The following is a 15,118-nucleotide window of genomic DNA, read 5'->3' on the forward strand; positions in this document are numbered from 1 at the left end:
GCGCAGCTTGGGTAACGCCCAAATCAGTTTACAATTTTCAGTGATCAGTCTTTTTTGTAGACCTCGCAGGTTTAATTCGTAATTTATATTGTTTTTTAGCAGCCTTATTGAGGGCGATGCTGTTTAAAAACCTGCGAGGTCTAATGGTTTCGAAACCTATAAGGTCTGATCAACTTTATTTCGCCAGTGGCGCTGCCGCATTCGGCTTGATGATACCTTTCAGCTCTACATCAAATACCAATGGTGTAAATGGATTAATTGGTCCGCCGCCATTTTCGCCAAAACCCAATTTCGAGGGCAAAATCATTTTGATCTTACCGCCAACTCCGATTAGCTGAATACCCTGGATAACCCCTTGTGGCAATTGGCCTAATGGCAAGCTTCTTGGTACATATTGTACATTTTCAGAGAAAATTCCGGCCTCTTTTGCAATTTTAGCATTTGAAGTATCAAAAACATTTAATGTCCCGTTCGATTTTTTATTCGTAAACTGACCAGTATAGTCCATTAATACCGTATCTGTTAAGGTTGCTCTTTCTGAATTGCCAGGTGCGTAAATTACATACTGCAAGCCAGATGGTGCAGTAGTTACCTTTAGGTTATTCTCTTCAACGTACTTAGCTATTTTGGCAGGTTCTACTGTTTTGTTTTTCTCATTTAATGCTTTGTATTCAGCTTCGAAAAAAAGTCTTTTCTTTGCCTCAAAAATAGAGTCGGCATCTTTCCCTTTGTGTAAAACCTTCTCAATTTTAATGGTAAACGAAGCAATGTTCGATTTTAATCCTTTAGGTTTCGGCTGGCCTGAATATTTCTCCATCGAATCCAGGTTCAATTTAAAAACGGCGCTATCTCCTTCGCCAAGCAGTTTCAATCCAGAGGCCAAATCGCCTTTAAACATCGATTTGCTAATGGCAAAAAAAGCAGGACGCTCATTATCATAAGTATTTACCATTACCGAATCTGGATTGGTATTGGTTTCTACTGTTTGAACGCCGTTTAACTTTACGTAGTCGCCTTCCTGAATTTTTGGCTTACTTTCACTTTTATAGATCTTGTAAGTCATATCTCCTTCACCCTTTTCGAACTTGTTACAGGCAGACAGGCCTAATGCTGCTGCCAAGAGAATAATTATTCCTTTTTTCATTTAATATTTTAATTAAAAATTAGCCTACAATCGGTTTTTGGATAGCAGGCTACTTCATCTGATCAGACAAAGATAGGCTATAATAAGTTTTTACGAATCTTTGCAAAGTTTTATTTCTCGCTTCAACGTCAAAAAAAATTAGGCAAAAAAAAATCCTGCTTAACTTAATAAGCAGGATTTAAAATATATTTTAAAAATTATTTTTTAACCGGAGCAGCCGTTACCGGAGCTGAAGTTGCTGGTTTTCCTTTAATAATATCTTTGATCTCTAAATCAAAAGCAATTGGGCTGAAAGGCATGATACCAACTTGTGGTGCACCTTGCTCGCCATAACCTAAGTTAGAAGGGATAATCACTTTAATTTTACCACCTTTACCAATTAACTGTAAAGCTTCAGTAAATCCTGGAATTGTACCGCCAACTGGCATTTTCTGAGGACCGTAAGGTTTACCTGGTTTAAATTCGTTTTCTGCTTTAGCCAGTTTCTCATCACTTGTATCGAAGATTTTGTATTTACCGTCTTTACCTTTTTTAGTTACTCTACCAGTATAATCAATTAATACGGTATCGCCTAGAGCTGGTTTTTCTGCACTTCCTGGGTTTTCGATTATGTAATGCAAACCACTAGCAGTAGTTTTTGTAGCCAGTTTAGTATCTTCTAAATAAGCTTTTAACTTAGCTGGTTCAGCAGCTTTCTTTTTTTCAGAACTAGCTTTATAATCAGCCTGGAAAAACTCCTGAGCTCTTTTGTTAAAAGTAGAGTCAGCTTCGCCAGCTTTCTTTTTAAATACTTTTTCGATTTTTACCGTAAAAGTAATGTATTTATCATTTTTGAACTGCTCTGGTTTAGGTTGTTTACTATGAAATGCCATCGTATCCAGGTTTACTTTAAAAGTAGCACTATCACCTTCTCCAAACAACGTTAAAACATCGTTCATATCGCCAGCATACATTTTTTTCTGTGCAGGAAATACTGCAGGTGTTTCGCTATCGAAAGTGCTTGATAAAACTGAATCTTTATCGTTTTTCTGAATAAAATTCATTTTAACGATATCACCTTCTTTGATTTTTTCGTTACCTGCCGAGTGGTGAATAGTATATAGTAAGCCACCAGCTCCTTTTTTCTCTTGTTTACATGCTGCTAAACCTAAAGTGGCTGCTGCTAGAATAATAATTCCCTTTTTCATTTATTAATTTGACTTTTTAAAATTTTTATTGTTTTATTTCTTGTTTTCTAAGCGATCAATTGTTCTTTATATTCTGCTAATATCGATTTAAATTCGTTTACTACATCAGCTAAAGGTTTTTCTGATGCACCACCGGCCGCATTTCTATGCCCACCGCCATTAAAATATTTCTTACAGATTTCATTGGCTGGAAAATCGCCTGTAGACCTTACAGATAATTTAACTTTATCGGTACGTTCTACAATTAAGGCTGCCAGGCGGATGCCATTGATAGAAAGGGCATAGTTTACCACACCTTCCGTATCGCCTGTAATGCTATGGTACTGCGCCAACTCTTCTTTGTTAACCGAAATGATCGCAGTATTGTAATCTCTTAAGACTTCTAGTTTATTAGACAGGCAGTAACCTAAAAAGCGTAACCTGTTTTCGCTCGAGTTATCGTATACCAACTCATGGATTTTCGATTGGTCTGCCCCTAAATCGATCAGATTTGCAGCAATACGGTATACTTCAGCTGTTGCTGACGAGAAGCGGAAAGATCCCGAATCGGTCATTATACCCGTATAAAGGCAAGAAGCTACATCTTTATTAATCAGTTCGCCATCCTGTAACTGATTTACAATAAAATCATAAACCAATTGTGCAGCAGCACAGGCATTAATATCCCAATGGCGGTAATCGTCAAAATCTTCAGGTTCGAGGTGATGATCAATCATGATCTTTTTGGCACCTGCAGCCCTAACCAATTCGCCCAATTCATTAATACGGCTTAGGGTATTAAAATCAAGACAAAATATGAGCGAGGCTTCATCCACCAATTGTGCTGCCTTTTCCTGCGCCTCTGTAAAAATAATTACATCGCTATTATTTGGCATCCAATGCAAAAAAGTAGGGTAATCGGTTGGGGTGATTACCTTTACATGGTGGCCTTTCTGAATTAAATATCCATATAAACCCAGGGATGATCCCATTGCATCGCCATCAGGTTTGTGATGCGTAGTGATCACAATTCGTTGTGGCGTAGCCAATAATGTTTTTAATTCAGTTAGTGTAAGCATATGTTTTTTGCGCTGCAAAGCTAAGTAAATTTTGATTAGGATTTAAAGATTTTAGGATTAACAGGATCATGTGAAAATTAGGATTGGAAGATTTTGAGGATTTATTACAATTTAAAAATGCTAAGGCTGAAGGATAAATTAAAATTAACAGGATTATTGAGCCAATAACTGTTTAATGCATTTTAAAATCTTAAATTGATGTTTATTGATTATTCATCAATTAAAACGTAATTTTGCAAAAAAAATTGATATCAAAAGCACAATGAGCACTAACAGAACTTTTACCATGATCAAGCCTGATGCAGTAGCAAACGGCCATATCGGATCAATCATTAACGACATTACTAATGCTGGTTTCAAAATCATTGCATTAAAATATACTAAACTTACTGAGGAAACTGCTGGTCAGTTTTATGCAGTTCACGCTGAGCGTCCTTTTTATAAAGATTTAGTAAGCTTTATGTCTTCAGGACCAATCGTTGCGGCTATTTTAGAAAAAGACAACGCGATCGAAGATTTCAGAAAATTGATCGGTGCTACTAACCCAGCTGAAGCTGCAGAAGGCACAATCCGTCAGAAATATGCAAAATCGATTGATGCAAACGCTGTTCACGGTTCAGATTCTGATGAAAATGCAGAAATTGAGGGTAACTTCTTCTTCAAAGCAGACGAACGTTTCTAATTACCAACACAAAAAATTTACAATAAAACCCCGAATATTCGGGGTTTTATTGTTTTATCTATTTTGTATCTTTCGGCCTTAAATATAATCCATCATTTAAACCTGGTGGAATTAATTACACGATAACACAAATAATGAAACGAATTTTCTTAGCGGTATGCTTATCTGGTATCGCTGTTGCATCTTATGCACAAACCAAAACAGCAACAAAAAAACCTGCTACCAAAAAACCGACCGCGGTAACTAAAACATCAACTTTAAAAATGGGTGGCCTACAATCTGCCTTAGACTCTACCAGTTATGCTTTTGGCACTTCAATTGGTGCCGGTTTAAAAACAACTGGCCTTTCTACCTTAAATTACGAAGTGTTGTTAAAAGGCCTGAAAGATGCATTTACCGGCGGCAAGGTTGTATTAACCCAACAACAGGCCCAACAATGTATAAATGAAGCACTGGCAAAGGCATCATCAGTAAAAAACAAAGCTGAAGAAGCAGCAAATAAAATTAAATATGCACCAATTATGAAAGAAGGACAAGATTTTTTAGAACAGAACAAAAAACGTGCAGGTGTACAAACAACTGCGAGTGGCTTACAATACGAAGTTTTAACTGCTGGTACAGGCGTTAAACCACAAGCTACAGATTCGGTACTGGTACACTACAAAGGCACATTGTTGAATGGAAAACAATTTGACAGCTCTTACGACAGAGGCGAGCCGATTTCTTTCCCACTGAACCGTGTGATTCCGGGATGGACAGAAGGCGTACAACTCATGCCAGCAGGTTCAAAATATAAATTTTTCATCCCTTACAATCTGGCTTACGGCGAACGTGGTGCAGGACAGGATATTCCACCTTACAGCACTTTGATTTTTGAAGTTGAGCTATTAAAGGTTAACGGAAAATAAAAACGCTATTCGTCATCTCGATCCGATAGCTATCGGATCGAGATGACGATTTTTTTTTAAATCTTAATGCAATAAGATTTTAATGTGCAGTCAGATGTTACCTTCTGACTGTTTTTTTATTGAATAACCCCATCAAAAAAGTGATTGATACTATGTCAGATGGTAACATCTGACACCTCTAAACAACAATTTCTTTAGAATGGAGCTAAATAAACCCGCAATTAAAACTTTCTTGAATATTCGATGTTAGCTATTACAAATTAACATGAATATGAAAAAAGCATTCCCTTTAGTACTGATTGCATTTTTATGCACCACCTTAAGCAGTTGTGAACTGGTAGAAGGTATATTTAAAGCCGGCGTTTGGGTAGGCGTAATTGTAGTTGTAGTAGTGGTTGCGCTGGTGATCTGGATTTTGTCCAAAATATTTGGCGGAGGCAGGAGTTAGTTTACTCTTGAGTAAAAAGTCTACATTACTTAGTCGGGATTATCATCCCTATTAAAATATAAAGGGCAAAAATTAATCTTTTGTCCTTTTATTATGTCTTATAGAAAAACCATTTCGGTAATCACCTCGCTACCGGCATGCTCATTTAATTTCTGAATGATTCCCTGTCGCACCATAATCAGCTCATTTTTGATGACAGAAGATTCAATCCTCAAAAACAGTTTTTTATCGTGAATATAAATTTGTTTCGTGCGGTTGGCTATTGCTGTACCCATTATTTCTGGCCAGATAGATAAGATTGAAGTTTCATCAAACTTACGTCGCAAGCGATACACATCCAGCATTTTGCTGATGGCATCTTTAACCGTAACATCATTGGGTTTACGCATTTTGTATCGTTCCGTTATCTACTTCAAACAAAGTTACATCAACTTCTATTTTTTCAAAAATTGATTTTACTCGTTGTTTGCCTGTATCTGTAATAAATATCTGCCCAAAATCGTGATGGGATACCATTTGCATTAGTTTTTGAACGCGGTTATCATCCAGCTTGTCAAAAATATCATCTAACAAAAGCAAAGGCTTAAACCCTTTATTTTTAGCAAGATAAGCATATTGGGCAATTTTTAAGGCAATTAAAAAAGACTTTTGCTGCCCTTGCGAGCCAAACTTTTTTAAAGGCATCCCACTGATGATAAAAGCCAGTTCATCTTTATGGATACCGGTTGTGGTCCGCTCCAATACACGGTCTTTTTCTACTGATTTTTTCAATAGCTCCTCAAAAGTAGCATCATTCAATTGCGATTGATAATTCAACTCAACGATTTCCTTATTTTCGGTAATGTATGTATAATATTGGTTAAAAAATGGAATAAACTCATCCATAAAAGCTTTGCGGATGGCGAATATTTTATTGCCGGCCATAACCAATTGTTCATCCAAAATTTCGAGCAGCGTAGGGTCATACTTTCTGGTAACGGCAATCTGTTTTAACAAAGCATTCCGGTTTAACAGAATACGATTATAGATGATCAATTGATCCAGGTAATGGGCATCGGTCTGCGAGATCACATTATCGATAAACTTTCTCCGCTCCTCACTTCCTTCCATAATCAAGTTTACATCATAGGGCGAGACCATTACAACCGGAAAGAGGCCAATATGATCGGCCAGTTTCTCATATTCTTTTTTATTGCGTTTAAATTGCTTTTTCTGGTTTCGCTTTACACCACAAGAAATTTTTTCGTTCTTTTCATTACGGTCAAAATCGCCCTGGATCATGAAAACCTCTTCATTGGCTTTGATCTGCTGGCTATCTATGGGGTTAAAGTAACTTTTACACAGGCAGAGGTAGTGAATCGCATCGAGCATATTCGTTTTTCCGGCGCCATTATTACCCGTAAACACATTCACAGTTTCCGAGAAGTGGAGATCTGCATCTGTATAATTCTTGAAATTTAGAAGGGTAATATTTTTTAACCACATAAATATGTCACAAATTTACCGTTTTTTAACTTCTTAAAACCCATTGTTTAAAATAAACGTTAATAAGATTTAAAAAAATTGTACTTTCATCGCAAGGAGAAATCAATGGTTGCACAAAAAATGTTAGAAGGAAATGTTCTATGGTCTTATGATCATGAACTGAACAACGATAAAAATTCGAACTGGATTAAAAAAATCGCTGATATATTTTCGTTTTTAAAGCCCGTTCACAATCACGAAGGCGAAATTTTATTAGCTTCTAATGGCATCTTTATTACCGGAGATGAACAACTGGAGCTTCCGTTATCTCATATAGAAGAGGTCTATATGGGCTTCGACGATTTATTCCCAGCTTCGTCAGCCAAAAACTTTGGTGCATTTTGGCAGCCGATCAGAATCAGGTCTATTGTGAGCAACTCTGAAAGCCAAACCGTTTACCTGGTCATTAACCACACCGGGATTTTTAGCGACAACCAAACCTGGTTTAATACACTAATTAGCTTGTTACGCTAATGATCGTGATGATTTTACGATCTGAACGCCTAATTAACTAATGTTTAATCAAATACTTCAAAATAAAGGTTGATACTTTGATTGAAAAATGTATTTTTGCAATCTTAAATTTTTTAAACAAACATGTCTACAACAGATAACCAGACAATTCAACCAACTAAAAAAGGTTCATTTTTACAAGAGAATAATAAGAGCTTACTGTTTATTGCAGGTGCTGTAGTTTTATTAGTTTTAATATATCTTTGGTATCAAGGCGTGTATTTAAAAGGTCGTGCTGAAGAAGCCGCCAGCAAAATGTACAAAGCAGAGCAATTTGTTGGAGTAGATTCATTATCGAACAGAGCAGTTAAAGGAGAAGGTGGTTACCCAGGCTTTGAGCAGATTGCTAAAGAATACGATAACACAAAATCGGCAAATCTAGCTAACCTTTATTTAGGTGGTATTTATTTACGTAAGGGCGAATATAAGCAAGCCATAGAGGCTTTAAGCAAATATAGCGCTACCGGCAGCCCGGTTGCAGATCCATTGGCTTTAGGCTTATTAGGTGATGCTTACAGCGAATTGAAAGACTATAAACAAGCCGCAACCTATTATAAAAAAGCGGCTGATAAAGCGAGTAAATTTACTTCACCAATGTTCTTAAAAAAATTAGGATTGGTTAACGAAAGCCAAAATGATTTCAAAGGTGCTGTTGATGCTTATACTAAAGTAAAAACGCAATATCCGGAGAGTGCAGAAGCACAGTTAATTGATGCTTACATTGCAAGAGCTCAGGAAAAAGTTAAATAAACACTAACTAAAACATATTTACAGAAAAGATCATCGAAAGATGGTCTTTTTTTGTTTAAAGCTTTTCGTAATTGCAATTATTGATCTTTCGACTAAATTATCAATGACATATTCTTATAGAAAGATCGTCATCTCGACTGGAGCATCGCGGAATGGAGAGATCTATGAGCCAGATTAAATTGGAAAATAGATTTAGCTTCGCTGAGCACTACGTGGTTCTCGATTGCGTTGCACTCCGCTCGAAATGACGACACACCGAGACTATTCATTCTATTTCTTACTTGGTAGCTCACCAAACGACAGATGGCCTTATACCATAACCATTATCTTTTTTCTGGAAATCAGGTGCAGATGCTTTTAGGTTACTGCAGCCCCCGCTCTCCGTTCCTTCCGATGAAAAATCGGAACCACTGCGATCAGGTTTAGGTGGCACAGGCAGTAATGCTATTTTGGGTTGCATGGTGTAGAGAGAGAGGCAGTTGCCTATTTATTCACCATATAAGGCATTTAAGGGCATATAAGCTTAAATGTTCTTATATTTACTTATATGGTTATATATTTAGCTAATAAAAGATCCTTCGCTAGACTCAGGATGACAGCAGCTTGATCCGTTCCGTGATAACGTTTACATAGAAGATGTTTTAAATCAGTTAAGATGCTGTAATTACACAACAGGTATTGGACTAGAAAAGAAATTTATATAAAACTATGTAATTCTACCTCCAATAGAAGCATAGACACTGCGTTTTAGACCTGATTGAAATGGAAAGTCCACGCAGCGAGAACTTGTAATGGAAAGCAGGGACAAACATTAAAAAGAGCTTCTGCAATTGCTCTTCAAGCAATCTTGACCACACTCCTTTTTTTTTACAGATTTAAATTGTAAAAGATCCTTCGCTGCGCTCAGGATGACAGCATGATTTACACAATTAACCATCTATTTATTAAAAGCCGTCATCGTATGAGCAGGCCCAATGGTAACGAAGCTCTTAATTAGCTCCACACTTTTATCGATTAATGCAGGAAGTTCTAACTGTTCATTTTTATCAAACAAACCCAATACAAAATCCACCTGCCTGCCTTTTGGGTAATCGTTTCCGATGCCAAAGCGAAGGCGTGCATAATTTTGTCCACCACAAACTTCTTCTATGCTTTTTAGTCCATTATGACCAGCGCTGGAGCCTTGCAGTTTTAATCTTAGCTTTCCCAGGGGCAATGCAAGATCATCAACAATAACGAGTACATTTTCTGGCGCTATTTTCAGTTCCTTCATCCAATAGTTAACAGCCTTACCGCTCAGGTTCATAAAAGTAGTGGGCTTGATTACATGCAGTTTTTTGCCTTTAAAGCCAACCTCAGCATAATACGCCAAACGGATATTATCGAAGCTACCACCTAAACCTTTAACCAGTTCATCGGCAATATCAAAACCAATATTATGCCTGGTGTGTGCATACTCCGGTCCGATATTTCCTAAGCCAACTATAAGATATTTCATGGGGCAAAGATAAAATGTTTAATGGAAGATGGAAAATGGATTATGGAAAGATAGGCGATCAGCGTTAAGCGTTTGGCGGGTTAATCCTGGCAAATAAAAAAAGCGTCCCGACTTAAATCGGAACGCTTCATCTTAAAATCAGGAAATCCTAAGAATCCTGATTATTTTTTACCTTTAGCAGCTTCAGTTTCTGCTTGTTTTAATGCTCTAGACATTGCAACAGAAACGATCGTATCTTCAGGAGTGTTAGTGATTACGTATTTATCACCTTTAAGGTCACGAACACGGAATAAACTACCAACTTCTAATTTCTCTAAGCTTACTTCTACATTTTGTGGCATATCAGCTGGTAATGCTTTAACACGTAGTTTACGTAATTTCTGGATTAATTTACCCCCCATTTTAACACCTGGAGAAGTTCCTGTTAATTTAACCGGGATCTCCATAACGATTTCTTTCTCGTCGAATAACTGAAGAAAATCGATGTGCATTAATACGTCGGTAAGTGGGTGATATTGAGTATCTTTAACGATAGCTTTAGTTTTAGCACCGTTTACATCAATTTCCACAAAGTTAACTTCCGGGGTATAAATAACATCTCTTAAATCAGCAATAACTACAGCTAAGTGTTGTTGCTCTTTTCCACCATACAATACCGCCGGAACTTTACCTTCGTAACGAAGTTCCTTGGCATCGCGTTTCCCTACGTTCTCTCTTGGAGAACCGCTAATTGCGATTGTTTTCATTTTTATTTATATTTATTTATTAGTAGTCAGTTTAAGTATCAAGTATCAAGACCTTAAGCCTTAAACCCTCTACCTTCAACCTTATTTAAACTCTTTTTATCGCTTCGCGTTTGGCGGCTGGCGTTTTAACCGCTTATCGCTAAACACTTTGCACTAAACCCTAAACAGATCACTAATCGACCCATGTTCGTTTACATTGGCAATTGCCCTTGCAAATAAACTGGCCGTACTTAACACCCTAATTTTCGGACTTTCCTGTTTCAACGGAATGGTATCTGTAACGATTAACTCGGTTAATACCGAATTCTCTACCGTTTCAACTGCTTTGCCAGATAATACAGCATGTGTACAAACTGCTCTTACACTTGCGGCACCATTTTCCATAATCAAAGCCGCAGCTTTTGATAAAGTTCCTGCAGTATCACAAATATCATCGATCAATACGACATCCTGTCCGGTTACATCACCAATAATCGACATGGATTCGATTTCATTTGCACGTTTACGGCGTTTATCGCAAATAATTACTTCAGCATTAAAAAACTTGGCAAAAGTACGTGCCCTGTATGAACCACCCATATCTGGCGATGCAATAGTTAAGTTTTTTAAGCCTAAGCTTTTGATATAAGGTACAAAGATTACCGATCCATCTAAGTGATCAACCGGGATATCAAAGAAACCCTGTATCTGTGCAGCATGCAAATCCATCGTCATAATACGGTGAATACCTGCCGATTTTAATAAGTTAGCCACCAATTTGGCACCGATTGCTACACGCGGCTTATCTTTTCTATCCTGACGGGCTAGACCATAATAAGGAACAACTGCTGTAATATAATGTGCCGATGCTCTTTTAGCCGCATCAACCATAAGCAAAAGCTCCATTAAATTATCGCTGGGCTGATAAGTAGACTGGATTAGAAAAACATCACTACCACGGATTGACTCATCAAAGGAAGGTTGAAACTCGCCATCACTGAATTTGTGAATGGTTACGCTACCAAGTGGCTTGCCGTAATGTTCGGCAATCTTAAGTGATAATCCTTTAGAACCTGTTCCGGAAAAAAGCTTTACCGGGTTAAACTGCAATGGCATGGGTTCGTGTAGTTACGGTTAAAAAAAATCGGATCATGTCTATTTAAAACATGATCCGTTATTAAATTTTAGTTGTCCGACCTGGATTCGAACCAAGACAAACGGTACCAAAAACCGTTGTACTACCCTTATACTATCGGACAAGCTTTCTCAAGGATATTCTCCTCGAAAGGGAATGCAAATGTAGGAACCTTATTTTAAATATGCAAGAGTGATTTTAAAATATTTTTAATTTCTTTCCTGCTGTTCCTGTTTGCGATGCAAAGATAAAAAAATCATCATATAGCGTGCAACATTTTCTTTTTTTATACGACTTTTTTTACTGCTAACCACTTAAATCATTTATTATCAAAAGACTAAAATTAAACTATGAATTACTCAAGGATCAACACCATTGGAGGCTGGCTGTGTTTTATTATTGCCGCACTCACGTACATCTTAACTTTAGATCAATCTGTAAGTTTCTGGGATTGTGGCGAATTCATTTCTTCTGCTTTTCGAATGGAGGTGGTTCACCAGCCTGGTGCCCCGATAGTTTCTATGATCCAAAGGTTATTTTCGGCGCTCGCTTTAGGCGATAAAACCAAAGTAGCCTACTTCGTTAATATATCTTCTGCACTTGCAAGTGCTGGTACGATCCTCTTTTTGTTCTGGACCATTACGGCACTGGCCAAGAAAACGGTAATTAAAAAAAGCGAGGAAATCACCAATCAAAAAATCATCGGGATTATGGGCGCCGGTTTGGTTGGGGCTTTGGCCTATGCTTTTTCCGACAGTTTCTGGTTTTCTGCAGTAGAGGCCGAGGTTTACGCCATGTCGTCGCTTTGTACAGCCATCGTATTCTGGGGCATATTAAAATGGGAATCGCAGGCTGATGAACCAAAATCAGACCGTTGGTTACTTTTTGTAGCCTACATTATGGGAATTTCCATTGGCGTACACATCTTAAACCTGCTTACCATCCCGGCTTTAATATTTGTTTATTACTTTAAAAAGAATCCATCACCTAATTGGCAAAGTATTTTAAAGGTATTTTTTGTTTCAATTGCTGTGCTCGCAGTAGTTCAATTTGGCATCATTCAATACATAATATCTTTTGCCGCAAGCTTCGATTACTTTTTTGTCAACACCATGGGTTTGGGCTTCGGAACGGGCATATTGTTTTTTGCAATGCTCATAATCGGCAGCCTGGTTTATGGCATCCGTTATTCTATCCTTAAAAATAAAAGGATTTTAAACCTGGTGATGTTATTTACCGTTCTATTACTATTTGGATATAGCTCTTTTGCGCTCCTGATCATCAGGGCACAGGCTAAACCAAATTTGAACAACTATAATGTAGATAATGTATTTTCTTTCTCGAGGTATGTGGGTCGCGATCAATACGGCGACAGGCCCCTGCTTTATGGAGAGAACTACAATTCAGAAAAAATAGGAATTAAAGAAACGGGCAAGATTATCCGCAAGGGCGATAAAAAATATGAACCTGCAGGCACCAAATCGGAATATATTTTTGCCGATAAAACTTTACTGCCGCGTATGTACAGCGATAAACCAGAACATATTAATTTTTACAAAAATTATATGGGTTTTGATGATGAACATAAACCTACCCTGCTGGATAACCTAAAATACATGTTTTCTTTTCAGACCGGGCAAATGTACATGCGTTATTTCATGTGGAATTTTGTAGGCAGACAGGATAATGAAGATGGACAATTTGCTGGAAAAGACGGAAATTGGCTTAGCGGCGTAAAACCATTGGATGCCATCAGGCTTGGGAGTCAAAAAAACCTTCCGCCATCCATCGTAGAGAATAAAGCTTACAACAGGTTTTTCTTTTTACCTTTAATTATTGGCTTAATTGGCGCCATTTGGCATTTTAAGCGTAACCAAAAAGATGCAGGCATTATCGGTTTGCTTTTTGTATTCACCGGGGTGGCCATAGTTGTTTATCTAAACTCTGTCCCTATTGAGCCCCGCGAAAGAGATTATGCTTACGTAGGCTCGTTTTATGCTTTTGCCATCTGGATCGGTTTAGGGGTATTTGGGTTAAAGGATTGGGTATTTCAGAAATTAACACCTTTGCGTGCCAGTATTTTGGCTACCGTTATAGCTTTGTTTGGCGCTCCGATCATTATGGCCAACCAGGGCTGGGATGACCATGATCGTTCTGATAGCCATGTAGCGAGAGATATGTCTGTCAATTACCTAAAATCCTGCGCGCCTAATGCCATATTGTTTACCTATGGCGATAATGACACTTACCCGGTTTGGTATGCACAGGAAGTAGAAAATATCCGCCCCGATGTGCGCGTAGTGAATTTAAGCTTATTTACAACTGATTGGTATATTGATGGAATGCGAAAAAAACAAAATGAATCTAGCCCCCTACCTATCACCTTAAAACATGAGCAATATGTGGAAGGTACGAGGGATATCATGTATTATCAGGATTATAAGATTGCGCAGCATATTGAATTACAGGAAATTTTAGACGTATTGTTATCCGATCATGACGAAGATAAAGTAACCATGACAGATGGTTCTAAATACAATGTATTACCTACCAAAAACCTTAAGCTGGCCGTAAGCCCACAACAAGTATTAGATACGGGAACCGTACCAAAAGAAGATGCCGGTAAAATAGCTAGCAGTATGGAATGGACTTACAATTCGAATTTTGTAACCAAAGGTACCTTGGCATTATTTGATATTTTAACGCACAATAACTGGGAACGGCCGATTTATTTTAGCGGCGCCATGCCGAACGAGCAGTATTTGGGACTTAATAAATACCTTTATTCTGAAGGTTTAAACAAAAGGCTGCTCCCCTTAAAACCCGACACTGCAATTACACAGGATTTTGATCGCGTAAACCTGAAACCGATGTACAACAACCTGATGAATGTGTATGGTTTCGGCAACATGAAATATGCCAACCATTTAGACAGGCAATCTGCCGATGATGTAACCATGTTATCGAACATGTTTAATGGTTTATTAACCGGGCTAATTAATGAGGGTAAAATTGCCGAGAGCAAAAAAGTAGCAAATAAGTACTTTGAAGTAATTCCGGCTAAATTTTACAGCATGCGCCAGGTAATGAGCACTTATTATTTTACCGAAAACCTATATCGGTTAAATGATTTAAACCGTGCAAATGCCATGATCAAAAAAACAGCCGATTACGTAGGCAGGGAACTCACTCACCTGGCTGATGTTTCGGAGAGCAAAAATCAGCTATCATCAGAACAGGATGTGCGTTTCTACCTGGGTTATTTAGGCCAAATGGTAAAAATAACCGAGGCATTTAAACAGGAAAGTCTAAGCAAAAGCCTCGAAAAAAAATATAACGATCTGATTGTAAGGTTTACTCCATTTGCTGCAGGATAGGCAAAAAACATTCTAAATTTAACCCATAGGCAGATTTAATCTTTCTGCTTATGGGTTTTTGCTTTCCAATAAATGAAAATCCTTTATGTTAAAGCCCTTAAGCCGTTAAAAATTGTTAAATCAATGCAAAAATTTACCTGTTTTATCGACTAGAATAGTTAATTTCGGC

General features: G+C 37.7%; 15 protein-coding genes. 6 read left to right on the top strand and 9 right to left on the bottom strand.

Features of this window, described 5'->3' with window-relative positions:
• Positions 1 to 175 precede the first annotated feature (175 nt).
• The 3 genes from OQX63_RS16260 to OQX63_RS16270 form a co-directional block, all read right to left on the bottom strand.
• Positions 176 to 1,144: an FKBP-type peptidyl-prolyl cis-trans isomerase gene (locus tag OQX63_RS16260; RefSeq protein ID WP_265851878.1), complete on the bottom strand. Its 969-nt coding sequence runs from the start codon at positions 1,142 to 1,144 to the stop codon at positions 176 to 178.
• Positions 1,145 to 1,341: 197 nt separating this feature from the next.
• Positions 1,342 to 2,331 carry an FKBP-type peptidyl-prolyl cis-trans isomerase gene (locus OQX63_RS16265; RefSeq protein WP_265851879.1) on the bottom strand — a complete coding sequence of 330 codons (990 nt, stop codon included), beginning with the start codon at positions 2,329 to 2,331 and terminating at the stop codon, positions 1,342 to 1,344.
• A gap of 47 nt (positions 2,332 to 2,378) precedes the next feature.
• A complete protein-coding gene (locus OQX63_RS16270) occupies positions 2,379 to 3,389 on the bottom strand; it encodes a DHH family phosphoesterase (RefSeq protein ID WP_265851880.1) in 1,011 nt (336 codons plus the stop codon).
• A gap of 262 nt (positions 3,390 to 3,651) precedes the next feature.
• On the opposite strand from OQX63_RS16270, the gene OQX63_RS16275 reads away from it, so the two are divergent.
• From OQX63_RS16275 to OQX63_RS16285, 3 genes are all read left to right on the top strand, one after another.
• Entirely contained in the window at positions 3,652 to 4,071 is a 420-nt protein-coding gene (locus tag OQX63_RS16275) for a nucleoside-diphosphate kinase (RefSeq protein ID WP_039479466.1), read from the top strand.
• 134 nt (positions 4,072 to 4,205) lie between these two features.
• A complete protein-coding gene (locus tag OQX63_RS16280; RefSeq protein ID WP_265851881.1) occupies positions 4,206 to 4,979 on the top strand; it encodes an FKBP-type peptidyl-prolyl cis-trans isomerase in 774 nt (257 codons plus the stop codon).
• A 271-nt stretch (positions 4,980 to 5,250) separates the two neighbouring features.
• Positions 5,251 to 5,427, top strand: coding sequence for a hypothetical protein (locus tag OQX63_RS16285; RefSeq protein WP_265851882.1), 177 nt, complete (start codon positions 5,251 to 5,253; stop codon positions 5,425 to 5,427).
• Between the two features lie 98 nt (positions 5,428 to 5,525).
• Here the strand turns inward: OQX63_RS16285 and OQX63_RS16290 are convergent, their stop codons facing one another.
• Positions 5,526 to 5,816: a DUF721 domain-containing protein gene (locus OQX63_RS16290; protein ID WP_090504909.1), complete on the bottom strand. Its 291-nt coding sequence runs from the start codon at positions 5,814 to 5,816 to the stop codon at positions 5,526 to 5,528.
• The gene (gene recF / locus OQX63_RS16295; RefSeq protein WP_265851883.1) at positions 5,809 to 6,912 is read right to left on the bottom strand and encodes a DNA replication/repair protein RecF; all 1,104 of its coding nucleotides are present in this window, start codon (positions 6,910 to 6,912) and stop codon (positions 5,809 to 5,811) included. Before recF ends, OQX63_RS16290 begins: the two co-directional genes overlap by 8 nt.
• A gap of 120 nt (positions 6,913 to 7,032) precedes the next feature.
• Here recF and OQX63_RS16300 point away from each other — a divergent pair, with 120 nt between their 5' ends.
• Together OQX63_RS16300 and OQX63_RS16305 are read left to right on the top strand one after the other, a co-directional pair.
• Entirely contained in the window at positions 7,033 to 7,425 is a 393-nt protein-coding gene (locus OQX63_RS16300; protein WP_265851884.1) for a hypothetical protein, read from the top strand.
• 123 nt (positions 7,426 to 7,548) lie between these two features.
• Positions 7,549 to 8,214, top strand: coding sequence for a tetratricopeptide repeat protein (locus OQX63_RS16305; RefSeq protein ID WP_090504919.1), 666 nt, complete (start codon positions 7,549 to 7,551; stop codon positions 8,212 to 8,214).
• 289 nt (positions 8,215 to 8,503) lie between these two features.
• Here OQX63_RS16305 and OQX63_RS16310 read toward each other — a convergent pair whose 3' ends face one another.
• From OQX63_RS16310 to OQX63_RS16325, 4 genes are all read right to left on the bottom strand, one after another.
• Positions 8,504 to 8,674 (bottom strand): hypothetical protein, encoded by a 171-nt coding sequence (locus OQX63_RS16310; RefSeq protein WP_265851885.1) that lies wholly within the window; start codon positions 8,672 to 8,674, stop codon positions 8,504 to 8,506.
• Between the two features lie 477 nt (positions 8,675 to 9,151).
• Positions 9,152 to 9,712, bottom strand: a complete 561-nt coding sequence (pth, locus tag OQX63_RS16315) for an aminoacyl-tRNA hydrolase (protein ID WP_265851886.1) — start codon at positions 9,710 to 9,712, stop codon at positions 9,152 to 9,154.
• Positions 9,713 to 9,873: 161 nt separating this feature from the next.
• Entirely contained in the window at positions 9,874 to 10,458 is a 585-nt protein-coding gene (locus OQX63_RS16320) for a 50S ribosomal protein L25/general stress protein Ctc (RefSeq protein ID WP_147230699.1), read from the bottom strand.
• Between the two features lie 153 nt (positions 10,459 to 10,611).
• Complete coding sequence (locus OQX63_RS16325) at positions 10,612 to 11,553, bottom strand: ribose-phosphate pyrophosphokinase (RefSeq protein WP_090504927.1); 942 nt, start codon at positions 11,551 to 11,553, stop codon at positions 10,612 to 10,614.
• A gap of 369 nt (positions 11,554 to 11,922) precedes the next feature.
• Here OQX63_RS16325 and OQX63_RS16330 point away from each other — a divergent pair, with 369 nt between their 5' ends.
• Complete coding sequence (locus tag OQX63_RS16330; RefSeq protein ID WP_265851887.1) at positions 11,923 to 14,949, top strand: DUF2723 domain-containing protein; 3,027 nt, start codon at positions 11,923 to 11,925, stop codon at positions 14,947 to 14,949.
• Positions 14,950 to 15,118: the final 169 nt, after the last annotated feature.

Source organism: Pedobacter sp. PF22-3 (assembly GCF_026239555.1).
Taxonomy (GTDB): Bacteria; Bacteroidota; Bacteroidia; order Sphingobacteriales; family Sphingobacteriaceae; genus Pedobacter.